The organism is Bacillus sp. TCT6 (assembly GCF_056033845.1).
Genome location: NZ_JBVYHX010000001.1, coordinates 2468611 through 2491266, shown reverse-complemented (window position 1 = coordinate 2491266; position 22656 = coordinate 2468611). Strand labels below are relative to the sequence as shown.

The window sequence follows — 22656 nt, the reverse complement described above, 5'->3', positions numbered from 1 at the left end:
ATGTGATAAGGAGAGATAAATATGCAAAAAATTAAAGGGGCATTTCCAGTATTAATAACACCGATGGATGAATTTCAGGAAATTAATTGGGATGGGGTAAAACAAAATGTAAATTACTTTATCGAACAAAAGGTTGCAGGTGTCATCATTAATGGAAGTACAGGAGAGTTTGTAAGTTTATCAAAAGAAGAGCGATTTAAAATGGTAGAAACCGTGTTGAAAGAAATTGATGGCCGTATTCCAGTCATTGTTGGAACTGCAGCAGAGACGACGAAAGAAACAATTGAATATACGAAACATGCAGAAGCACACGGAGCGGATTGTGCATTAATTATAAACTCTTACTATTGTAAACCGAAGGAAGAGGAGATTTATTTTCATTTTAAAGAAATCTCAAACTCTGTAAATATACCAATTATGTTATACAATAATCCATTTACTTCTGGTGTTGATATGAGTACAGAGCTAATGCTCCGTATTGGAAAAAATTGTGAAAATGTTACACGTATTAAAGAATCTAGCGGAGATATTCGAAAAGCGAGAGATTTAGTAAGACAAAGTGAAGGGGCTTTCCAAGTCTTCTGTGGTTCTGAAGATTTAGTTATGGAATCATATTTAGTTGGTGCCTCGGGATGGGTTTCAGTAGCAGGAAATATCGTTCCTGGTCTCGTTACAAAAATGTATGAGCATTTTCAAAATGGTGAATTAGAAAAAGCATGGGAAATAAACGATGCTATTTTACCACTTTGCGAGTTTCTTGAAGGGTCAGGGAAATATGTTCAAATCGTTAAACGTTCCATGGAATTACATGGGCAAGCGGGAGGACCTTCTCGCTATCCAAGACTAGGATTAACTGTTAACGAAGATCAAAAGCTTCAAACGATTTTATCAAATATTGCAGCTCATGCAGCTGTTTAAATAAGGAGGAGAACATAATGTTAAAGACAAATATTGAGCTGAAACCAAAAGTGGAAGCGTTTTTAAATGAAGAAATTAAAATGTTTATTAATGGCGAATTTGTTTCTGCTATTGGCGGAAAGACGTTTGAAACGTACAATCCAGCAACAGAAGATGTTCTAGCAGTCGTATGTGAAGCGCAAGAAGAGGATATTGATGCTGCAGTAAAAGCAGCAAGATCTGCATTTGAATCTGGTCCGTGGGCAGAAATGACTACTGCTGAAAGAGCACATCTTATTTATAAATTAGCAGATTTAATTGAAGAACATAGAGAAGAATTAGCGCAACTAGAAGCTTTAGATAATGGGAAGCCGTATCAAGTAGCACTTGAGGATGATATTTCAGCGACTGTAGAAAATTATCGTTATTACGCAGGATGGGCTACAAAAATTATTGGGCAAACAATCCCGATTTCAAAAGATTACTTAAACTATACGAGACATGAACCTGTAGGTGTTGTAGGTCAGATTATTCCGTGGAACTTTCCGCTCGTTATGTCTTCTTGGAAAATGGGAGCTGCACTGGCGACAGGTTGTACGATCGTATTAAAACCAGCAGAGCAAACACCTTTATCCTTACTATATACAGCAAAACTCTTTAAAGAGGCTGGATTTCCAAACGGTGTTGTAAACTTTGTACCAGGCTTTGGTCCTGAAGCAGGAGCGGCAATTGTAAATCATCATGACATTGATAAAGTTGCTTTTACAGGATCTACTGTTACAGGAAAGTATATTATGCGTCAGTCTGCAGAAATGATTAAGCATGTAACGTTAGAGCTTGGCGGCAAATCACCAAATATCATTTTAGAAGATGCGGACTTGGAAGAAGCAATTAGTGGTGCATTCCAAGGTATTATGTATAATCACGGTCAAAATTGTAGCGCAGGATCACGTGTATTTGTTCATCGTAAACATTATGAAACTGTAGTAGATGCACTTGTGAAAATGGCGAACAACGTAAAACTTGGAGCAGGTATGGAGAAAGGAACGGAGATGGGTCCACTCGTATCTAAGAAACAACAAGAGCGTGTGTTAAATTACATTGAGCAAGGGAAGAAAGAAGGTGCTACAGTTGCGGCTGGTGGTGAACGTGCGCTTGAAAAAGGTTATTTCGTTAAGCCAACTGTATTCACAGACGTTACAGACGATATGACAATCGTTAAGGAAGAAATATTTGGACCAGTTGTTGTTGTACTTCCATTTGATTCGACAGAAGAAGTAATTGAACGAGCGAACAACTCATCTTATGGCCTTGCTGCGGGTGTATGGACGCAAAATATCAAAACGGGTCATCAAGTGGCAAATAAATTAAAAGCAGGAACAGTGTGGATTAATGATTATAACTTAGAAAATGCAGCTGCACCATTTGGTGGATACAAACAATCTGGTATTGGCCGCGAATTAGGTTCATATGCGCTTGATAATTATACAGAAGTGAAAAGTGTTTGGGTAAATATAAAGTAATAGGGCGTTTTACTGACAAAAATTGAGGGATGAAATAATGAAAGATGCGGACAACTAGAAAGTTTGATAATAGTTGTCCGTTTTCTTATATACAAAATTGTTTTTCAAAAGAATGATAAGGGGGATTTGGATGGAGAATTTAGTAGAATGGTTAGTAGGGCAAGTGTGGAGTATCGGTTTAGTTGTTTTTGCATTAGGGGCAGGCGTATATTTCACGATTGCAACACGCTTTTTGCAAATTCGTTATTTTAAAGAGATGATTAAACTATTATTTGAAGGAAAGAGTTCAGAGACGGGAATATCATCTTTTCAGGCATTTTGTTTAGCCTTATCAGGAAGAGTTGGAATTGGTAATATCGCAGGGGTAGCGACAGCAATCGCTTTCGGCGGGCCTGGAACTGTATTTTGGATGTGGGTAATGGCTTTGTTAGGGGCAGCGAGCGCGTTTGTTGAATCAACATTATCTCAAGTATACAAAAGTAAAGTAGGGAATGAATATCGCGGCGGTACTCCATATTTCATTGAGAAAGGTTTAAAAATGAAATGGTTTGCAGTCATTGTAGCGGTAGTTGTAACACTTTCATATGGCGTGTTATTACCAGGTATTCAATCTAGTAGTATCGCAGTTGGATTTGAAAACTCTAATGGTATTAACAAATATATAACTGGTATATTTTTAGTCGTGTTACTAGCAGCAATTATTTTTGGTGGTGTAAAGAGAATAGCTGGCGTTTCTCAAATGCTTGTTCCATTTATGGCAATTGGTTATGTAATTGTTACATGTATCATATTAATTGCGAATGTAACGGAGATTCCAAGTATGTTTGCTTTAATTTTCTCTAGCGCATTTGGTGTAAATGAAATGTTTGGTGGAATTGTTGGTGCAGCTATTGCATGGGGCGTAAAACGCGCTGTATTTTCAAACGTTGCTGGTGTCGGAGAAGCGACGTATAGTTCGGCTGCTGCTGAAGTATCGCATCCTGCAAAACAAGGATTAGTTCAAGCGTTTTCCGTATATATCGATACAATTGTCGTATGTACAGCGACAGCTCTTATGATATTAATTACAGGTATGTATAATGTTATACCTGAAGGGAAACGCGCTATTGTAAAAAACATAGGAAATGTGGAAGCAGGTCCAATTTATACGCAACAAGCAGTTGAAACTGTGATGACAGGGTTTGGTCCAATATTTATTTCAATTGCAATTTTCTTTTTTGCATTTACAACGTTACTCGCTTATTACTATATCGCTGAAACGACGCTTACTTATTTAGATCGTCAATTGAAGTATGGCTGGTTAAAACCAGTTTTAAAATTTGGATTTTTAATTATGGTTTACATCGGTAGTGTTGAATCAGCGTCGCTTTTATGGAATCTCGGAGATTTAGGAATCGGTAGTATGGCATGGTTAAACTTAATCGCGATTCTATTATTAAGTAAAATCGCATTAAAAGTGTTAAAAGACTATGAAACGCAGAAAAAAGAAGGGAAAGATCCAGTATTTAATCCTAAAAATGTGGGGATTGAAGGATTAACATTTTGGGAAGAAAGAAGTAAAGAGGTTGAAAGAAAAAGTTCTAGAGAAAAAGTTATTGTAGATGATAATTTAAAATTATAACGTAAATTAACTGAAAATTCTTAATTTAAAAGAAGGTATATTGCCTCCATTTCATCGCATACTACAATAGGTATGGATAATATGACTGGAGGGAATAAGATGGAACATGAGCAACATAGTTCGATAAATGATATTCTACATCATTATAAAGAAGGTATAGGTAGTTTTACAAATCAAATTCCTGAAATCGCTGAGACATATAATGCGTTTACGCAAGCTTGTTTTCAAGAGGGTGCTTTAACAAAAAGAGAAAAACAACTTATTGCATTAGGAATTAGTTTAGCAACGCAAGATGAGTATTGTACAATTTATCATACAAAAGGTTGTCTTGATCAAGGATGTTCGGATAAAGAGATTCTGGAAGCATGTGGTGTTTCAGCAGCATTTGCTGGCGGAGCTGCGATGAGTCAAGCGGTAACTTTAGTGCAAGAGTGTTTAACAGAACTGAAAAATCAAAAGCATTGAATAAAAAAACGTTTTAAACTTTATGTTTAAAACGTTTTTTTATGTGAAATTAAATTTGTATTCACTTTAGTATTCTATATCTTCATAAATCGAATTCTCTACATCAGGAAGAACTGTGTATATACTCTTACCGATTAAAGCTTCTAATTCTTTCTTAATTGCATAAAACCCTTTCCAATGTAAAGATGTATGAGATGTTGTACCATGACGCAAACCAACGGAAATTAATCTTCTTTCCAGCGTAGTAAAGCCATCCGCGTCAGCAAGAGCGTCACAAAGAGTAATTACTTTATTGTATAAGTCGTAGTTACTATGTTCATTCAATATTGCAACCAACCGGCTTTTCATGTGGTCAGGAACGAGATGCCATTCCGCTGCGATATCTATATGTTCATTTTTACAGGGAAATGAGTGTGTCACACAAATAATGGCGTTTCCTGCATATCCTAAATCATTCATATACATATAACCATCATAGGAATGAATGACCGATTTGGTAAAACCTTTGTATCTTCCGATATCATGCAAAAGGGCAGCGTTATATGCTATGTCAGCATCTAGGTCATACCCTTTTTTTATAAGTTCTATAATTATGTTTTCAGTTGCATGAGCAACATGTAGTGAATGTTCAAACCAAGGGCCCGGGTTTTGTTCATATGCCCATTCGAGTAGTTCTTTTGCGTACGTTCTATCTAATATATATTTCATATCGTTATCCTCTCACAAAAAATCATATCTTAATATAAATTCATCTTATTATTTCATTATTCCTTCTTTAAAAATTGTTACAATGAAACAAAAGGGGGAAAAGTAATGCGAAATTTAGTAATTGAAGAAATTAAGCAACTAGAAAATGATATGGAAGAACTTTCGAAACTTTTGAAAACGGTTGTAAATGATGGGGCATCAATTGGTTTTTTGCCTCCACTGGAACAAAAAGACGCAACAAAGTATTGGCAAACAGTCATAGCGCCAGAAGTGATATTGTATGTAGCTAAAATAAACAACGAAGTAGCAGGGAGTATTCAAATACAATTAGTTACAAAGCCTAACGGAATTCATAGAGCCGAGATTTGCAAATTAATGACTCATCCAAACTTTAGACGTAACGGTATTGGACGATTGCTTATGCAAAAAGCAGAGGAACGAGCGAAGCAAGAAAACAGGTCTCTTTTAGTATTAGATACTAGAGAAGGAGATCCATCCAATAAATTGTACAAATCATTAGACTACCAAGAAGTTGGAACAATACCAGGATATGCAATTTCTCCGAATGGAAAGTTAGATGCTACGGTTCTTTATTATAAATGCATATAAATTGTGATTAAAAGGTTATCATACTGAATAATAAGAAACTATTTTAACACCGTCTATATTTTTCTGGCGGTGTTAAATAAATTTATTGATATAATCCATTTGCACTAAATGAATTTGAGAAAGTTTTTAGAGGGTTCTTTTAGTAATGATTCTCGTCTTATAATAAATGTAGAGAAGATGACTAGCCAACTATAGTTATTTTCGCTTTATTATCGGAAGGGGATGAAAGAATGAAAAAGAATAGTTTACAAAAGATGAAGAAAGTTATTTTAAGTGGTGGCGTATTACTTACGGGATTATTAACATTTGGATTTTCAGAAAAGGCTTCAGCTCATGGTTATGTAGAATCACCAGCGAGCCGATCTTATTTATGTAAGCAAGGGGTAAATGTAAATTGTGGACCGATTCAATATGAACCACAAAGTGTAGAAGGGATAGGGGGATTTCCGCAACTAGGACCTTCTGATGGACAAATTGCAGGGGCTGGTCATTTTCCTGCTTTAGATGTTCAAACTGTGGATAGGTGGAAGAAAGTTACGTTAAATGGCGGGACGAATACATTCAAGTGGAAACTAACTGCTCCTCATAGTACGAAAGAGTGGAAATATTATATTACGAAAAAAGGCTGGAATCCAAATAAACCTTTAACGCGATCAGATTTAGATTTAGTGCCATTCTATGTGAAAAATGACGGTGGGGCTAGACCAGGGACAACAGTAACGCATGAAGCAAATGTACCAACTGATCGTAGTGGATACCATCTTATTTTAGCTGTTTGGGAAATTGCAGACACTGGAAATGCGTTTTATCAAGTTATAGATGTAAACCTTGTGAATAATGGCTTAGCTTCAAATTTCGCTTTTAACAACGTAGTGCAAGCTCCTACACTATTTTAATTGAAACATATATTTCGATCATCTAATTCATTTTAGATGATTTTTTTTATGAAAATGATGAAAAATATAGAAGAAAGTGCAATTATTTATAAAAAAATATGCTTTAAATATTGTCATATTTGCTTCTTTAAGATATCCTTTTCATGAAGAGGTGGAAAACATGGAAAAAGTACTAGTTTTCGGGCATAAAAACCCAGATACAGATGCAATTTGTTCTGCAATTGCTTATGCAGAATTGAAAAAAGAATTAGGAATGAATGCTGAGCCTGTACGTTTAGGCGAAATCAGCGGTGAAACTCAATTTGCGTTAGACTATTTTAAAGTAGAAGGACCGCGTTTTGTTGAGACAGTAGCAAGCGAAGTGGACAACGTTATTTTAGTTGACCATAACGAGCGTCAACAAAGTGCTAACGATATCGAATCAGTTCGTGTGTTAGAAGTTATTGACCATCACCGTATTGCTAACTTTGAAACAAGCGATCCTATATACTATCGTTGTGAGCCAGTTGGATGTACAGCTACAATCTTAAACAAAATGTACAAAGAAAATGGCGTTACAATTCGTAAAGAAGTTGCAGGTTTAATGTTATCTGCAATTATTTCAGATTCTTTACTATTCAAATCTCCAACTTGCACAGAACAAGACGTAGCAGCTGCTCGTGAATTAGCGGAAATCGCTGGTGTAGATGCTGATAGCTACGGCTTAGAAATGTTAAAAGCTGGTGCTGACTTAAGCGGAAAAACAATGGAGCAATTAATCTCTCTTGACGCTAAAGAATTCCAAATGGGTAATGCGAAAGTTGAAATCGCACAAGTAAACGCTGTTGATACAAACGACGTTCTTGTACACCAAGCGGAACTTGAAAAAGTAATTTCTGCAGTAGTAGAAGAAAAAGGTTTAGACCTATTCTTATTCGTTGTAACTGATATCTTAACTAACGATTCTGTCGGTCTTGCGATCGGTAAAGCAGCAAACGTTGTTGAGAAAGCATACAACGTATCACTAGAAAACAACACAGCTACATTAAAAGGTGTTGTATCTCGTAAAAAACAAATCGTACCAGTATTAACAGAAGCATTCCAAGCTTAATTTTATTGAGTACACATAAACAGCAAGGACAAGTAGTCAGATTGGCTACTTGTCCTTTTTTATCTCTAAAAAACAGAAAATTAAATGCAGGGTTTAATAATTATAGTGAGTATGCCTTTAAACAAAAAAATAGAGATTACAGTATTGAAGATTGTTTTAAGTTTCATGAGTCGATAGAAAAGTGTGTTGTATCAATTTGGAAACAGTTAGGAAGTTTTCTTAAAAAGAATCTTGATGTAAAAACGTATCGTCCCTGGGATCTTGCTCCTTGTAATTTGCAAAAATATCCATTTGAAAATTACATTGATTTATTGGATGGAATTGAAGAAATGTTGCGGAAGACAGATTCATGTTTTCATGAGGAATTTACTCGTATAAAGGAAAGCGGGATTAATTGACGTACAAGAACGGAAAAATAAAGCACCAGGAGCTGCTTGCTTTACCTTATCTCATAGTAAAGACGTTTTTGTTTATTCTAATTTTAGTTCTTCATTTTATGCGATTCATGCATTAATACATGAATTGGGGCATGCATTTCACTTTTATAAACAATTTAACAATGAAAGTAGTATGCAGGAAAGATACCTTCGTGAAGAGGTGGCGGAACTTTATTCCCTTAGTCTTGAATTACTATTAATGGATAAGCTTAATATTTTTTATACGCAAGAGGATGATTATAAAGAAGTACAGCAAGCTCAATTATATCGTACTTTATCGTTATTAATATCGTCAGTTTCAGGAGATGTATTCCAGCACTGGCTTTATACAAATCCAAACCATTCACCAGAAGAGCGAGATGAGAAATATATTGAACTATGTAAAAGGTATCAATATTCATCAGTTGATATTGCAGGAGTAGAGAATGAAATTGGTTCGAGTCATTTCACTTTGTTCAGTTTCCTTTTTATAAAATTGAATATGCAATTGCGCAAATAGGAGCGATGCAATTGTTTCAAATTTATCGAGAGAATCAGGAACAAGCGATTGCTTTCTTTAAAGAGGGAGCGAGTTCAGATTGGAATTTACCTATACAGGAAATATATATAAATACAGGTGTTGCGTTTGACTTTTCGGAAGAAAGGATACAAAGTACTGCAAGGGCTATTTTAGATTTGATTAACGAATTAAAATAAGGATAGCGTTAGCTATCCTTATAATCGTTTATTCGTAAGATTTTTTCTTGTTTATATAAAATGTGATTATCGCAGTAATGAAGAAAATAGGTATCGCATACACTTGCCCAACAAATAACTTCCAGCCGACATAATTATAGCCTTCAGATGCTGGGATGATAACGGAAATAACGCAAACGATAAAATAGACTAATAGTGCAGGGATAATATTTTTCATTTTTATGAACCTCCTTTTTAATTATATCTATACATCCTTATGTTAAAATTTATATTTAATATTTTGAAGAAAAAAAGCAAAAATTTTTATGGTATTATAATATTTGCAATGAGAGTGATCCATAGTACATATATGGTAAAATGTGTAATTTTAGCTTTCGGAATTATTATATAGTATTTCGAGAGAAAAATGTACAAAATAACGAATTTTATTTACAGAAGTAAAGGGAGTAGAAATATATATGAAAAGGCTATGTATAATTCCTTGTGGAAAAAAGAAAATTTGGGATAAGCATTCAAACTACGGACCGATGGAAGCAAAAGATGTATATATTAGTCCGTTCGGAAAAGCATGTCAGGCGTACGCAACTATGTTTTTCGAAAACTGGGTTATATTATCAGCGAAACATGGATTTTTAAGACCAAATGATATTGTATTAGAAAACTATGATCTTGCATTTGATTCAAAAAGCGATGAGGTAATAAGTATAGAGCAATTACAAAAACAGATGGTAGATAAAAGTTTATTACAGTTTGACGAAATCGTCTTACTAGCAGGAAAAAAGCATGAAAAAGTAGTGACAAAGTTATATCCAGAAGAAATGATTACATATCCGCTAGAGGGGTGTAAAGGGATTGGGTATATGTTGCAGAGGTTAATAGAAGCTGTGAAGGAAGGGGAGGAAATATAGGTGAAGTTTCAGTGATTTTAAACTCTATTTATTTAGGGAGCTTAGGCATCGCCGAAAGGGTGATGCTTTTTTGTTCGTACCGTCAATTTTAGAAAATGTAGGGTGTATGGGTACAGTTAAGATTGTAAGTGGGAATAGCAATAAGACAAGTTTTGAATAGAATATTAAGAAAGGAGATGTTGATGAATAATGGCTAGATATAGTTTGCACGGAGGACATAATAGTATTGTTCAAGGTGCTAATTTCGGGAATCGGAAAGAACACGTTCTGGATAGGCAAGTTAAAGATGCCGTGGCGGCTAAGTTAAGAGCCTTAGGACACACGGTTTATGACGATACGGACGAGGTAGGGACAACTCAATCACAAAATTTAAATAATATCATTCGTAAAAGCAATTCCCATGCTGTGGATTTAGTTATTTCTTTTCATCTTAATGCAAGCGATGGAAATGGACAGGGTGTTGAGGTTCTGTATTATGATCAGAAAGACTTGGCGGCTAAAATCTCAGCTCAACTAGCAAAAGATATTGGATGGCGTGATCGAGGTGCAAAACAGCGTACAGATTTAGCGGTATTAAATGGGACGAAAGCACCTGCTATTCTTATAGAATTAGGATTTATTGATAATGAATCTGACATGGCAAAATGGAATGTTGATAAAATCGCTAATTCTATTGTGTTTGCTCTTACAGGACAAACTGGAGGAGGTACAGTGGATTTGCTCAAAGTAAAAACTGGCGGTGTAGCATTTAGTAATTTACAAGCTTTGGCTCAAGCGATGGTTGATGCGGGTATTGATGGACAAATTGTCGTTCAGAAAGATGGCATTGGTTATGCTATAACGAATGGCTATCCAGCTGGAAATATCGATAAATTTACAGCTTGGTTAGATGCGCGTAAGTGGTACTATGAGTATGTGAGATAAAGTAAAACTTTAATCAGTGGGTTAAAAATACAAGTTGGCTTTTATTATTTTAATGGCTCACGATAATATACTATGTAACCACAAATATGGACAATGTATATAATTAAAACCACCTATCAAAAAGGTGGTTTTAATTATATACTTTAGTTTTTTTGAATAATCATCTTTTAAATCTATAATAATATTCTATTTTTCGATACATAAGTTAAATTTTAAATCATTATCAATGAATACAAAATCTCTACTGCTAATAAAAAAACTGACTTGATTGTTTAAGGGATAAGAGCAAAAAATACAATCTCTGAATATGATAATAAAAAAGGAGATGATGAATAATGGGTTACATTGTAGATATTTCAAAATGGAATGGCAATATTAACTGGGATATCGCAGCCCCACAATTAGATTTCGTAATTGCACGTGTGCAAGATGGTTCAACTTATGTTGATCCTTTATATAATAATTATGTACAAGCAATGAAAGTAAGAAATATTCCGTTTGGTAATTATGCGTTCTGTCGTTTCGTTTCAGTAGAGGATGCACGGATAGAAGCAAGAGACTTTTGGAACCGTGGTGAAAAAAATGCCACAGTTTGGGTAGCTGACGTAGAAGTAAAAACAATGAATGATATGAGAGCGGGTGCACAAGCATTTATTGATGAATTACGTAGATTAGGAGCTAAGAAGGTCGGTTTATATATTGCTCATCATATGTATGCTCCATTTGGAATGGCAAATGTCAATTCTGATTTTGTATGGATTCCTCGTTATGGTGGTAACAAACCGGCGTATCCATGTGATATTTGGCAATACACAGAAACAGGGAATGTAGCTGGTATCGGAAAATGTGATTTAAATGAGCTAATTGGAAATAAACCGTTAGCTTGGTTTATAAATCAAACTGTTGAGCCAATAAAGAAACAAGAAGGGGTTGGAATTATAGTGAATAAATATAACAAAGTAGTTACTTATGAATTTGGTGTAAATTTAATTCCTGACATGATTCAAATGATGGATAAGCTTGGATATACTTCTAAAATAATATCTCCCGGAAATAACCAAGGACTTGTGTATTTCGAGACAGATTATCGTCAAGGGAACGAACTGGACAAAGCAACGGCTTGGTTAGATACGAAAGGAATTAAATTTTTTTATACAAAAGAGTAGTTTGCTAAATAAAAAGCCGTCATATGACGGCTTTTTATTTTTATGTAATCTTCTAAATCTAGTTATAATATGGAGAAAATAGACTAATAAACAAGCCTTTGTATACTTTCAAACATAGAATATGATGAATTCTATTAAGGAGGAAGCATATCCATGGGGAATACTTGTCATTGTGGGCATTCCCGAAATTGTAATGAATTTTGGGATAATTTAATGTTTGGGAGATGTAGATGTAAACGCAGTGATTTTCACGAATGTTGTTGCAAAGAGAGACCGAAGTGTGAGTGTGAAAAATGTCATTGTAAAACAAAAGCGAAATGCCATTGTAGGCATGAAGAGGAAGGGTATTAATAATAAAAAAGAGTACGATGCGTACTCTTTTTTGGGGTGATTATATTCCATCTTGAACAGATTTCTTTACAATTACCCATGTGTCTTTCTTTTTAACCGTTATAGCTACATTAGTTCCATTAGATTCCTTATAAAAGATATATCCATTGTTTGAGTTTACATATGTAACTGGTTCACCTATGCAATCTCGCGAGCAGGATTTGTTGACTAGTTCAATTAAGGATAGTTCACTTGGATCGGTTTTACTGGCTTCTATAACAGCATCAAGGATTGTTTTTCGATAACCTTGCAAGTTTATATGAAAAAGCTGCTCTATTTCTCCTGTAATGCTAGTGTTCATTACTTCTACTGAATTCTTTTTTTCTTGAAGAAAGCCGTTTTCATAAAGTAATTTTGTATAGCCAATCCATGCTATTAACACTAGCATGAAAAACATACCCGTCATTTTAAGTATTCGAAGTCGTTTGCTTATAATTGTTTCTGAGTATTTCATTCACTCTAATCCTCCAATGTTTTTAATTTAAAATATGCTTGGATACATACTTTTAGAAGAGGATGAAAGTTAATGAGTTTTTAATAAAAAAGAAAACATCCAGGGTTAGATGCTTTCTTTTTTTGGTATTTTTGGCTATCTGTTAGTTACTTGTTTCATAAGTGGTCTTATTTCTTTAACTGGTGGTTTCTTATCATAGGCATCAACGTAAGAAAAGTAGTAGTTTAAGTTTCTTAGAAGACCTTTTCCTATTTTTGCACTTAAGAAAGGAAAGACTTGTCCGGTATAATCATCGAGAGATTTACAGTAATATTTTTCATCTAAATATATACTGTATTTACATGTTAGTTCTACTAAAGGATTTCCTTCATCATCAAATACTTCTTTAGAATCAATAATATCTATTAGTGCAAATTTTTCATTTAAGTAAACTTTCTTTTTTTTCTCGTGTTTATTTGTAAGTATAAAAACGAGACCAATCGCGTTAATCAAACTATTTCCTCCTATAAAAAACGGATATTAATAAAATATATCGATATAAGCTAAATGTAAAGAGGAGAGGTGAAATATCATGGAGAGAAAACTAAATAAGCCGATTGGTGAGAGCTGATAATCAGTGGGGGATGAACAAACCCCTCACTGATTAAAGTTTCACTTTATTGAAATACTTGCGGGAATTGTTTTACGATTGCGTTTGTTATCATGTCAGCCATTTCTAATGCTTCTTTTTCAATTTTATCGTAAAGTTTTACTCCTGCTTCATAATCTTTATTTAGGAAGGCAAGTGCTTCTGCTTTCGTTAGTGCTAAATGTTCATAAAACATTTTTCGAAATTCTTCTTTTCCTATATATGGGTTGATGTTATTAAGAAACTCAACGATTTCATCACCATTAGCGTACCATTTTTTCTCTATAGCGGCAGCTGCATTTTGATCACCAGTTTTTGCGGCTTTAACAAGATCTGCTGCAATGACTAAGTGATCCTTAATTAATGCACTATATTTTTTTACTGCATCTTCACCGTAAAATGGTTCAAGTGATAGTCCCATATGTGTTGCGTTTTGTAGAAGTCGTCCAACAGTAACGTTAACATCGGGTAAATTAAATACAATACTTATAATAGCCAATCTCGTCCAAGCGACGTGTTGTTCCCATAAAGAACGCATATACCCTTTTAAAAAATTCTCGTTTTTACTAATTCGGTAGTTACGTACGGATAAATCATAGTTTACATAAGGGTTATGGTAGGGGGAGTAATACGATTGCCAATAAGAATACATAAATAGTAACACTCCTTTGAACATGTATAACTCAAAGTATGATATAGATTTATGTTTAGTTACGTGTCCTAGATTATTTTTAGGGAATTTGAATTGGAGAAATTAGGTGAATGATCTTGTGGTATATATGAATAAATTGAATATAAAGTAAAAGAGGGTCTGCAAGGGAAGTTACAGACCCTCAAAAGGGTATTGCCGAGATGTCGGACTCGACTACGTAATGTTATCATAAAATTCTTTTGAAAAAACCTGGTAAATGTGTCCAAATGAAATTGGGACCTTAATAAAGTCAAAGAGACCTGCTTCCCGCGGCTGGCCCCATTAACTAGATAATGTCGATGAGCAAAAACTCATCTGGAGTACTTTCATAGTAACAAGTAAAATGTGTTTTGTGTATTGAGAAAGAAGAATTGCATAATTATATGTGAACAATTAAAATCCCAACAATTTATGATTATCATTAATTGTTGGGATTTAAATATGGTTATAAAATGGAAAAAAGACTTGGAAGTGAGATTGAGGTGTAGAAGTAAGTAATCATGAAAAAGACCTGCTAATATAAGCAGGTCAACTTAAGGGGTTTATCCAACAGATTATTATATATGGTAACAACTGAATTGTAGTAAGTCTATACATTTAATATTGAGAAAAATTCTGCGAATGATATATTTTTTGCGCATATATTAACATCTAAAAAGTTGAGAAAGAAAATTAAAAAGCTTTTTATAAGAGAATAATGGTTGGTACTTATAGTATGATTCATATTTCCACGCATCATTATTAGAGAATTGGAGTTGTGTTGTTTTCTTTTTTGCCGTGATGGAACTCATATTATGATGTTTCATATAGAAACCTCCTGAATTTATATGTATACGATTAGTAGTATTCAAGAAAGGGAAATAAAATGAATATTTAAATTGAAACTCTTTCTTCATGTTTACTGGATTTACGTTATAAATGTTGTAAAACATATAAAACATGGATGCTAATTCATATTAAATAGGTGGAGAAACATAGAATAATGAAAAAATAATAAGCATCTATTCATCTCTTTCAAGTCGCATAAGTGATTGATATAATAGAAGTAGATGAAAGATAAAGAAAAGCAGGTGACTCTTTTTTGTTTACTAAAGCACAAGAACTTTTAGCGTCCTACTTTGGTTATTCTTCGTTTCGAAGAGGACAAGATGAAACAATTAAAAATGTACTAGATGGGAAAGATACAGTATGTATTATGCCAACGGGTGGCGGTAAGTCGATTTGTTATCAAATTCCGGCATTAGTATTTGAAGGAACGACGTTGGTTATATCGCCTTTAATATCACTTATGAAGGATCAAGTAGATACATTGGTACAGAATGGCATTTCAGCTACATATATTAATAGTTCTATTTCTATTGCCGAAGCAAATCAGCGAATTCAATTAGCGAAACAAGGACATTACAAATTACTTTATGTCGCGCCTGAGCGTCTTGATTCGATGGAGTTTGTTGACCAACTTATCGATATGAAAATCCCTATGATTGCGATTGATGAAGCACACTGTATTTCACAGTGGGGACATGATTTCCGTCCAAGTTATTTACATATACATCGCATATTAGATTATCTTCCAGAAAAACCGCTCGTATTAGCATTAACAGCAACAGCAACACCGCAAGTACGTGAGGACATTTGTAACACACTTGAAATTAATCAAGAAAATACAATTATGACAACGTTTGAGCGTGAGAACTTATCGTTTTCTGTCATTAAAGGGCAAGATCGAAATGCATATTTGGCGGATTATATTCGTCAAAATCAAAAGGAATCTGGGATTATATATGCAGCTACTAGAAAAGTAGTCGATCAGTTATATGAAGATTTAATGAAGGCTGGAGTTTCTGTATCAAAATATCATGCTGGTATGAGTGATAGTGATCGAAATGAGCAACAAGAACTCTTTTTACGAGATGAAGTAAGTGTAATGGTAGCAACATCTGCATTCGGGATGGGTATTGATAAATCGAATATTCGTTACGTAATTCATTATCAGCTTCCAAAAAATATGGAAAGTTACTATCAAGAAGCAGGACGTGCTGGTCGTGACGGATTAGATAGTACATGTATATTGTTATATTCTTCTCAAGATGTACAAGTACAGCGTTTTTTAATTGATCAATCAACTGGAGAATCACGTTTTTCAAATGAACTTGAAAAATTGCAAAATATGACCGATTACTGTCATACAGAACAATGCTTACAATCATTCATTTTGCAATACTTTGGAGAAGAACCGAAAGAAGATTGTGGACGCTGTGGTAATTGTACAGACGATCGCGAGAGCATTGATGTGACAAGGGAATCACAAATGGTTTTATCATGCATGATTAGAACGAACCAACGCTTTGGGAAGCAAATGATAGCGCAAGTATTAACGGGGTCGAAAAATAAGAAAGTTATTGAATTTAATTTTCATACTTTACCAACGTATGGGCTTTTATCGAACCGTAGTGTAAAAGAGGTCAGTGAGTTTATTGAGTTTTTAATTTCAGATGAGTTAATTGCAGTTGAACATGGCACTTATCCGACGTTAAAAGTAACAGAAAAAGGGAAAGAAGTATTACTTGGTAAAGAGAATGTTTTACGAAAAGAACGAGTAGAGACAAGACAAATTGTACAAGACCATCCTTTATTTGAAGTGCTTCGTGAAGTACGTAAAGAAATTGCACAAGGAGAAGGTGTACCTCCGTTCGTTATTTTCTCTGACCAAACATTAAAAGATATGTGCGTGAAAATGCCGCAAAGTGATTCCGAATTGTTGACGGTAAAAGGTATCGGAGAACACAAACTTGTGAAATATGGCTCGCACTTCTTACAAGCAGTTCAGCATTTTATTGAGGAAAATCCAAATTACGCTGAAACGATTAAGACAGAAGTAGTTGCAGAGCGTAAAAAGTCAGGAAAAGCGTCCGCAAATTCTCATTTAGAAACGTATGAAATGTATAAACAAGGTATTGATTTGAATGAGATTGCAAAAGAACGTAACTTATCAAGACAAACAATTGAAAACCATTTAATTCGCTGCTATGAGGATGGAATGGAAGTAGATTGGCAAAGCTTTGTTCCAGCAGAGTATGAATCTCTTATTGAAACTGCCGTTCAAAATGCAGAGGGTGGGCTGAAATCTATTAAAGAACAGCTTCCGAATGAAGTGAGTTACTTTATGATTCGTGCTTATTTACAAATAAGAAAGTAGAGACATATAAAGGGGATAAGAATTTATGTATCATGTGTTCGTTTATGGCACGTTAAGAAGAGGACAAACGAATGCTCATTATATGTTAGGTGCAACGTGCATTGCAGACAGAGCTTGGACATATGGAAAATTATTTGATACGAATGAAGGATATCCGGCTATGACTTATTCGATTGAAGAAAAGGTGTATGGAGAAGTTTATGTAGTAAATGATGAGATATTGTGTAAGTTAGATGAACTAGAAGAATATACAGGTAATGCGGAGACCGATTTATATGATCGAATCACGCAAACAGTATATGTTGCTGATAGGGAAATAGAAGCATATGTGTATATCGCTCAAGATAAAAAGATGATATTGAAAGTTATTGATTCTGGTGACTGGGTGGAGTATCAAAAAGAAAAATAAAAGTAGCTAAAGAGTAGATAGTGGAATAATCCATTATCTATTTTTTATACTTTCACTTTCAAAATTCTTATTATTTTGATGAATTGTAAATATAGGGAAATCAAAAGGAGGATTTTTCATGGGCATTAGAAATTTAGTTTCTCACCTGTAACAGAAAAATAATTTGCAGGAGGAGAATAATAATGAACGAATTAAATGTAAAAGAATTTTATAAAAAACAATTTGAACTAATAAGCTATGATATAAATAATGAAAATTGGTTACAGGAAGTTGCTAAAGAAGTGCAAGAACAAGTTGGATATCCAATTCAGACGATGTTAGAACTAGGAGCTGGAAATGGCGGATTTGCAAGGGCGATGTCTAATTTGAATGTAAAAATGACTACTGTTGAGCTTGTACCGGAGTTAGCTATGTTTGCAAAAGAACATGCTACTAATGATATTGAGGTTCATTGCGCCGATTTTTATAAAATTAACTTTAAAGAAAAGTTTGATGTTGTTATTTATTTAGACGGATTTGGTGTAGGAACAGATGAGGAACAATTGATTCTATTAAAACGAATTAAAAATTGGATGATGGATGATGGATGTGCACTTATTGATATTTATCAACCGTTATATTGGGAAAAGGCCAATGGACAAGAAATGCCGATAGGTTCTGCAATGCGAAAGTATGAATATGATAGTGAAAATGCAAGAATGCTAGACCATTGGTGGGAAATAGATTCTTCAAATGATATCGTGACACAATCTTTACGCTGCTATGCTGTAGGTGAGATTAGTAATTTATGTGCCGAGGCTCATTTAAGTATAGTTGGGATTTTCCCAGGAGGAGCGCATGATTTTGAAGCTGGGAAATATAAAGAGCGATCCTCTTTAAATGAATGTTTATCATATCGAATAAAAGTAAAAAAGAGTAGGGATTAAATTGAAGTGACCCCTAAAAGTTAGACACGGTTATTTGATTAGGCAGCTTGATAAAAGTGAGTCCGGTATTGTACCGGGCTCATTTTTAATTTTGCCTTAATCCGTTTCGTATTATAATAATCTATATATTTTTCTAATTCTATTTTAAAGTGCTCTACATTTTCAAATTCTTTTATGTAGAGGAACTCCGACTTCATAATCCCAAAGAAATTTTCTATTACTGCGTTGTCGTAACAGTTGCCTTTTCGAGACATACTCTGGACGATAGCTCTTGATTCAAGAGTACGGACGTATTGTCTCATTTGATAATGCCATCCTTGATCCGAATGCATCAGTAGCTGGTGCGTTTCAGGTAAACGTTCCAATGCTTTCTCTAACATGTCTGAAACAAGCGAATACGTCGGTCTAGAACCAATTGTATAGGTAATAATTTCACCATTATACAAATCTAATACAGGTGATACATACAGTTTTTCTCCAAACAATTTAAACTCTGTGATGTCTGTTACCCACTTTTGATTCGGTGCATCTGTATGAAAATTACGCTCTAAAATATTAGGTGCAATTCTACCGACTTTTCCTTTATAGGATTTATATTTCTTCATACGCACAACACACTTTAACCCAAGCTCTTTCATAATGCGCTGAACCTTCTTGTGGTTCACTTTCTGGCCACGATTCGTTAATTCATCACGAATGCGACGGTAACCATAACGACCTTCATTTTCCTCATAAATCGCTTTAATCTCAGCTTTCAAATCGGCATCTACATCTGGACGATTCATTTTCTTTACTAAATCATAATACGTGCTTCGAGGAATAGTAGCTAGCTCCACGAGTGCCTTCACCGAATATTTATGCCTTAATTCATAGACTACTTGCGCTTTGTCTTGTTTTGTGATTTTTCCTTGTTTTGAACTAAGGCATTTAACTTTTTTAAGTACTCATTTTCCATCTCAAGCTGTTTAATGCGTGCTTCAAGTGCTTCGACTGACCCTTCAGCTAAATGTTGTTTTAATTGTTTATTTGAATCTTTTTTCATGGATGGACGCCCCTTTTTCTTAGATTGAAGGGCATCAATTCCTTGTGTTTCGAGCTGTTTTTTCCAAACAGAAATCGTTGAAGGGGCAGGAATATTAAAGATAGCTGCCGTCTCAAATAAGGACATACCGTTTTCAATCATAAAGTTTAGTACGTCTAGTTTAAATTGTTGTGTGTAATTTGTACATCGTTTTAGAAAAGCTTCCAGACCATTCTGTTTATATTGGTTTACCCAATTCAAAATGATTGTGTCACTTATACCGAGCGATCTACCCATTTCTCGATAACTTTCATTTCCGTTCAAATAACGTAGAACGATTTGTATTTTTTCATCAGCTGTAAATTTAGCCATAGAAAAACCGCACCTCCAATTGTTAGACTGTGTCTAACAATTGGGGTGCAGTTCAAAATCCTTACTCTTTTTACTTTTATTGTGTGAATAATTGTCGTTTTTGTATACATCAATTTAATATATGTGTAGTTGTGTGATTTAAATGTTGCATATTCTTTTTAAATTAGAAAGATGAAAAGTAAGTTTTTTCGGAAAATTTAAATAGAAACTATTGACTTTATGATTGGATTTTTAATACAATGATACTTCGACTGAAAAATTAGAACGGACAGGAGGGAATCGTCGAAATGAGCAACATATTTGAAGATGAGTTACAAAAAATGAAGGATACTTTGCATACGATGGATGAGCAATTGGATAAGCTTGAAAAAATCCCAGTTTATTATGGAGAAGATTTTAAGGAGCAAATTCTTGAAAGTATGAGAGAGTCTAATAGACAAAATTTACGTATTGGTGTGCAAGAGCCGTACTTTGGAAGGTTAGATTTTAAGGAAGATGGTAAAGAAGCAGCTATGCCGATTTATATTGGAAAAGTAGGGGTTTCGGATATGGACACGATGAAACCAATCATTATTGATTGGAGAGCACCTGTCGCAAGTATGTTTTATTCATTTACCGGTGGAGAAGAATTAGCATTTTATCAATCACCAGATGGGTTAGTAGAAGGTGATGTGTATTTAAAACGAAACATTTCTATTCGAAAAAGAGAACTTGAACGTGTCGTTGATACATATGTAAAAGGAAATGAAGATGTATCACATGCCGATGATTTTCTTCTATATCGATTAGGTGAGAATAAAGATAATAAACTAAAGGATATTGTTTCAACGATTCAATCGGAACAAAATGATATTATTCGTGCGGAAAGAAACTTGCCATTATTAATTCAAGGGGTTGCAGGGAGCGGAAAGACAACAATTGCTTTACATCGCCTTGCTTTTTTGATTTATGAATATCGTGAGCAGCTAGAAGCTGAGAGAATGATCGTATTTGCGCCGAATAGTCTGTTTTTAGACTATATTTCGAGTGTACTTCCTGAATTAGGTGTAGGGAATATTAGTCAAACAACGTTTCCGGATTGGGCATTACGTACGTTAGATGATTCAGTGAAACTAAAGCAGACAGAAGAAAAATTGAAAGAAGCATTTTCAATTAATCGTGATGAAGAAAAGGTTATGCTCGGTAAATTGAAAGGTACACTGGAATTTAAGTTCTTTATTGAAGAGAGAATGATTCAATTTGAAAATGAATTAATACCAACAAGTGATTTTGAGGCATGGGACAAAGCTATTATTCCAGTAGAAGACATAAAAAAATGGATGCAAGTTGAATATAAACATTATCCATTAAAGAAAAGAAGAGAAAGATTAGTCGGCCGAATGAAGCGCTGGATTGAAATTGAACTGAAAAAGTATGGAGAAACAAACGAGAAGAAATTGTTAAAAAAAGAAGCGACAAAGAGATTGAACACTTATATGAAGTTTTGGCCGAAAATGAGCCCACTTTCACTATATAGTTCAATATTGAAAAGTAAAGAAATACTCGAAGTATTGCCTGAAGAACTTGTGAAAGAAACTGAAAAGAGTTGTCGTAAAAAAGAAGTGTATGTAGAAGATTTACCAGCTTTAATTTACATACATCACCGCATAACAGGTATTGAAATCGGACAGAAATTCCATCACGTCGTTATTGATGAAGCGCAAGATTTTCCACCATTCCAAGTTTATGTATTAAAAGAAATTACACTAGGTAATTCTTTTACTATATTAGGTGATTTATCTCAAGCAATTTATGATTATCAAGGAATTGAAGATTGGAGTGCTTTTAAAGAAGTATTCCAAGAAACAGGTTATTATGAACTGACGAGAAGTTATCGTTCTACAAAAGAAATTATAGAATTTGCGAACGAAATAATTAAAAATGCAGAGATTCCAGTTGGGCTCGCAACACCAGTTTTTCGCAGTGGTGAAGATGTTAAGGTAATCCATGCAGAAGATCAATTTAATGAGATTATGAAGACGTTAAAACATCTACAAAACGAAGATGTGAAAACCATTGCGGTAATAGGAAGAACAGACGATGAATGCCGCGATATATATGAGAAATTAACAAAAGCAGGATTGGCTGTAAACGTTATTGAAGCAGATCAAAGTAAATATGAAGGTGGTATTTCAGTAGTACCTGTCTATTTAGCGAAAGGTTTAGAATTTGATGCGGTGCTTTTAATTGATGTGGATGAAGAACATTACAAAAACACAAAACATGATGCAAAGTTACTATATGTCGGATGTACGAGATCACTTCATGACTTATGGATTTTCCATAGTGGGGAAGCGTCACCTTTAATTAAAGGATTAAAATAAAGTGAAACTATAATCAGTGGGGAGTTTTACTGCAAGCTAATGTGGGATAAATATAAAAAGAGGATTTTCTAGTACTGTATGAAAATCCTCTTTTTTATATTGAAATGGTAGATGTGTAAAATGACAATAAAGTTATTTAATTTTAAAACCTAAAACAAGTATAACCCCGCTCTAAATTTAGGACGGGGTTAAAACATAGTTATTTAATTTTCGATATAAGATACTTCACTGTACTTAAAAATATAACAATAAAGTCGTTTGAA

General features: G+C 34.3%; 21 protein-coding genes and 1 pseudogene. 16 read left to right on the top strand and 6 right to left on the bottom strand.

Translation table 11 applies throughout. From position 1 onward, the window contains the following. Positions 1-21: 21 nt before the first annotated feature. The 4 genes from dapA to AC0ONG_RS12685 all read left to right on the top strand — a co-directional run bounded on the left by dapA (position 22) and on the right by AC0ONG_RS12685 (position 4506). Positions 22-918, top strand: a complete 897-nt coding sequence (dapA, locus tag AC0ONG_RS12700) for a 4-hydroxy-tetrahydrodipicolinate synthase (RefSeq protein ID WP_001169453.1) — start codon at positions 22-24, stop codon at positions 916-918. 17 nt (positions 919-935) lie between these two features. After that, positions 936-2420, top strand: a complete 1485-nt coding sequence (locus AC0ONG_RS12695) for an aldehyde dehydrogenase family protein (protein WP_000920977.1) — start codon at positions 936-938, stop codon at positions 2418-2420. Between the two features lie 130 nt (positions 2421-2550). Continuing rightward, positions 2551-4041 (top strand): alanine/glycine:cation symporter family protein, encoded by a 1491-nt coding sequence (locus AC0ONG_RS12690; protein ID WP_000429529.1) that lies wholly within the window; start codon positions 2551-2553, stop codon positions 4039-4041. A 72-nt stretch (positions 4042-4113) separates the two neighbouring features. Then, the gene (locus tag AC0ONG_RS12685) at positions 4114-4506 is read left to right on the top strand and encodes a carboxymuconolactone decarboxylase family protein (protein WP_001999958.1); all 393 of its coding nucleotides are present in this window, start codon (positions 4114-4116) and stop codon (positions 4504-4506) included. Positions 4507-4572: 66 nt separating this feature from the next. Here AC0ONG_RS12685 and AC0ONG_RS12680 read toward each other — a convergent pair whose 3' ends face one another. Beyond that, positions 4573-5214, bottom strand: a complete 642-nt coding sequence (locus AC0ONG_RS12680; protein WP_000874108.1) for an HD domain-containing protein — start codon at positions 5212-5214, stop codon at positions 4573-4575. 105 nt (positions 5215-5319) lie between these two features. On the opposite strand from AC0ONG_RS12680, the gene AC0ONG_RS12675 reads away from it, so the two are divergent. The 4 genes and pseudogenes from AC0ONG_RS12675 to AC0ONG_RS12660 all read left to right on the top strand — a co-directional run. Then, entirely contained in the window at positions 5320-5823 is a 504-nt protein-coding gene (locus AC0ONG_RS12675; RefSeq protein ID WP_001245260.1) for a GNAT family N-acetyltransferase, read from the top strand. Between the two features lie 230 nt (positions 5824-6053). Then, positions 6054-6719, top strand: coding sequence for a lytic polysaccharide monooxygenase (locus AC0ONG_RS12670; protein ID WP_000742282.1), 666 nt, complete (start codon positions 6054-6056; stop codon positions 6717-6719). 160 nt (positions 6720-6879) lie between these two features. Then, positions 6880-7809, top strand: a complete 930-nt coding sequence (ppaC, locus tag AC0ONG_RS12665) for a manganese-dependent inorganic pyrophosphatase (RefSeq protein ID WP_000416871.1) — start codon at positions 6880-6882, stop codon at positions 7807-7809. Between the two features lie 71 nt (positions 7810-7880). Next, positions 7881-8942 (top strand): annotated as a pseudogene (locus AC0ONG_RS12660) (M3 family oligoendopeptidase); the annotation flags it as partial. A 28-nt stretch (positions 8943-8970) separates the two neighbouring features. On the opposite strand, the gene AC0ONG_RS12655 reads toward AC0ONG_RS12660, so the two are convergent. Then, positions 8971-9159 (bottom strand): DUF4017 family protein, encoded by a 189-nt coding sequence (locus tag AC0ONG_RS12655; protein WP_000789485.1) that lies wholly within the window; start codon positions 9157-9159, stop codon positions 8971-8973. 241 nt (positions 9160-9400) lie between these two features. On the opposite strand from AC0ONG_RS12655, the gene AC0ONG_RS12650 reads away from it, so the two are divergent. From AC0ONG_RS12650 to AC0ONG_RS12635, 4 genes are all read left to right on the top strand, one after another. Further along, complete coding sequence (locus tag AC0ONG_RS12650) at positions 9401-9850, top strand: DUF6884 domain-containing protein (RefSeq protein ID WP_000824879.1); 450 nt, start codon at positions 9401-9403, stop codon at positions 9848-9850. Between the two features lie 189 nt (positions 9851-10039). Next, positions 10040-10774, top strand: coding sequence for an N-acetylmuramoyl-L-alanine amidase (locus tag AC0ONG_RS12645; protein WP_000135285.1), 735 nt, complete (start codon positions 10040-10042; stop codon positions 10772-10774). Positions 10775-11109: 335 nt separating this feature from the next. Then, on the top strand, positions 11110-11940 hold the full coding sequence (locus AC0ONG_RS12640) for a GH25 family lysozyme (protein ID WP_074789866.1): 831 nt from the start codon (positions 11110-11112) through the stop codon (positions 11938-11940). A 217-nt stretch (positions 11941-12157) separates the two neighbouring features. Then, positions 12158-12331 (top strand): hypothetical protein, encoded by a 174-nt coding sequence (locus AC0ONG_RS12635; RefSeq protein ID WP_170962494.1) that lies wholly within the window; start codon positions 12158-12160, stop codon positions 12329-12331. Here AC0ONG_RS12635 and AC0ONG_RS12630 read toward each other — a convergent pair whose 3' ends face one another. The 3 genes from AC0ONG_RS12630 to AC0ONG_RS12620 form a co-directional block, all read right to left on the bottom strand. Further along, positions 12332-12784 carry a hypothetical protein gene (locus AC0ONG_RS12630; RefSeq protein WP_136997068.1) on the bottom strand — a complete coding sequence of 151 codons (453 nt, stop codon included), beginning with the start codon at positions 12782-12784 and terminating at the stop codon, positions 12332-12334. A 135-nt stretch (positions 12785-12919) separates the two neighbouring features. Next, positions 12920-13276 carry a hypothetical protein gene (locus AC0ONG_RS12625; RefSeq protein ID WP_000606231.1) on the bottom strand — a complete coding sequence of 119 codons (357 nt, stop codon included), beginning with the start codon at positions 13274-13276 and terminating at the stop codon, positions 12920-12922. Positions 13277-13440: 164 nt separating this feature from the next. Further along, a complete protein-coding gene (locus AC0ONG_RS12620; RefSeq protein WP_000287733.1) occupies positions 13441-14064 on the bottom strand; it encodes a hypothetical protein in 624 nt (207 codons plus the stop codon). Positions 14065-15184: 1120 nt separating this feature from the next. Here AC0ONG_RS12620 and recQ point away from each other — a divergent pair. The 3 genes from recQ to AC0ONG_RS12605 all read left to right on the top strand — a co-directional run bounded on the left by recQ (position 15185) and on the right by AC0ONG_RS12605 (position 18637). Then, positions 15185-17302 carry a DNA helicase RecQ gene (gene recQ / locus AC0ONG_RS12615; protein WP_000494274.1) on the top strand — a complete coding sequence of 706 codons (2118 nt, stop codon included), beginning with the start codon at positions 15185-15187 and terminating at the stop codon, positions 17300-17302. A gap of 25 nt (positions 17303-17327) precedes the next feature. Continuing rightward, on the top strand, positions 17328-17711 hold the full coding sequence (locus AC0ONG_RS12610) for a gamma-glutamylcyclotransferase family protein (protein ID WP_000274901.1): 384 nt from the start codon (positions 17328-17330) through the stop codon (positions 17709-17711). Between the two features lie 182 nt (positions 17712-17893). Next, a complete protein-coding gene (locus AC0ONG_RS12605) occupies positions 17894-18637 on the top strand; it encodes a class I SAM-dependent methyltransferase (RefSeq protein ID WP_001004294.1) in 744 nt (247 codons plus the stop codon). A gap of 38 nt (positions 18638-18675) precedes the next feature. On the opposite strand, the gene AC0ONG_RS12600 is transcribed toward AC0ONG_RS12605, so the two are convergent. Then, a protein-coding gene (locus AC0ONG_RS12600) for an IS3 family transposase (RefSeq protein ID WP_085959122.1) occupies positions 18676-20030 on the bottom strand; the annotation gives its coding sequence in 2 pieces (ribosomal slippage) (positions 18676-19577 and positions 19577-20030; 1356 coding nt in all). A gap of 287 nt (positions 20031-20317) precedes the next feature. On the opposite strand from AC0ONG_RS12600, the gene AC0ONG_RS12595 reads away from it, so the two are divergent. Continuing rightward, positions 20318-22393, top strand: a complete 2076-nt coding sequence (locus tag AC0ONG_RS12595; protein ID WP_136997070.1) for a HelD family protein — start codon at positions 20318-20320, stop codon at positions 22391-22393. The last annotated feature ends 263 nt before the right edge of the window (positions 22394-22656 follow it).

What these genes read in the sequence shown, in the direction of transcription:
- AC0ONG_RS12690 (WP_000429529.1), top strand. Translation starts at nt 2,551, where the DNA reads ATGGAGAATTTAGTAGAATGGTTAGTAGGGCAAGTGTGGAGTATCGGT.
- AC0ONG_RS12645 (WP_000135285.1), top strand. Translation starts at nt 10,040, where the DNA reads ATGGCTAGATATAGTTTGCACGGAGGACATAATAGTATTGTTCAAGGT.
- AC0ONG_RS12605 (WP_001004294.1), top strand. Translation starts at nt 17,894, where the DNA reads ATGAACGAATTAAATGTAAAAGAATTTTATAAAAAACAATTTGAACTA.
- AC0ONG_RS12650 (WP_000824879.1), top strand. Translation starts at nt 9,401, where the DNA reads ATGAAAAGGCTATGTATAATTCCTTGTGGAAAAAAGAAAATTTGGGAT.
- AC0ONG_RS12680 (WP_000874108.1), bottom strand. Translation starts at nt 5,214, where the DNA reads ATGAAATATATATTAGATAGAACGTACGCAAAAGAACTACTCGAATGG.
- AC0ONG_RS12620 (WP_000287733.1), bottom strand. Translation starts at nt 14,064, where the DNA reads ATGTATTCTTATTGGCAATCGTATTACTCCCCCTACCATAACCCTTAT.
- AC0ONG_RS12675 (WP_001245260.1), top strand. Translation starts at nt 5,320, where the DNA reads ATGCGAAATTTAGTAATTGAAGAAATTAAGCAACTAGAAAATGATATG.
- AC0ONG_RS12670 (WP_000742282.1), top strand. Translation starts at nt 6,054, where the DNA reads ATGAAAAAGAATAGTTTACAAAAGATGAAGAAAGTTATTTTAAGTGGT.
- ppaC (WP_000416871.1), top strand. Translation starts at nt 6,880, where the DNA reads ATGGAAAAAGTACTAGTTTTCGGGCATAAAAACCCAGATACAGATGCA.
- AC0ONG_RS12695 (WP_000920977.1), top strand. Translation starts at nt 936, where the DNA reads ATGTTAAAGACAAATATTGAGCTGAAACCAAAAGTGGAAGCGTTTTTA.
- AC0ONG_RS12595 (WP_136997070.1), top strand. Translation starts at nt 20,318, where the DNA reads ATGAGCAACATATTTGAAGATGAGTTACAAAAAATGAAGGATACTTTG.
- dapA (WP_001169453.1), top strand. Translation starts at nt 22, where the DNA reads ATGCAAAAAATTAAAGGGGCATTTCCAGTATTAATAACACCGATGGAT.
- AC0ONG_RS12655 (WP_000789485.1), bottom strand. Translation starts at nt 9,159, where the DNA reads ATGAAAAATATTATCCCTGCACTATTAGTCTATTTTATCGTTTGCGTT.
- AC0ONG_RS12610 (WP_000274901.1), top strand. Translation starts at nt 17,328, where the DNA reads ATGTATCATGTGTTCGTTTATGGCACGTTAAGAAGAGGACAAACGAAT.
- AC0ONG_RS12640 (WP_074789866.1), top strand. Translation starts at nt 11,110, where the DNA reads ATGGGTTACATTGTAGATATTTCAAAATGGAATGGCAATATTAACTGG.
- AC0ONG_RS12685 (WP_001999958.1), top strand. Translation starts at nt 4,114, where the DNA reads ATGGATAATATGACTGGAGGGAATAAGATGGAACATGAGCAACATAGT.
- AC0ONG_RS12630 (WP_136997068.1), bottom strand. Translation starts at nt 12,784, where the DNA reads ATGAAATACTCAGAAACAATTATAAGCAAACGACTTCGAATACTTAAA.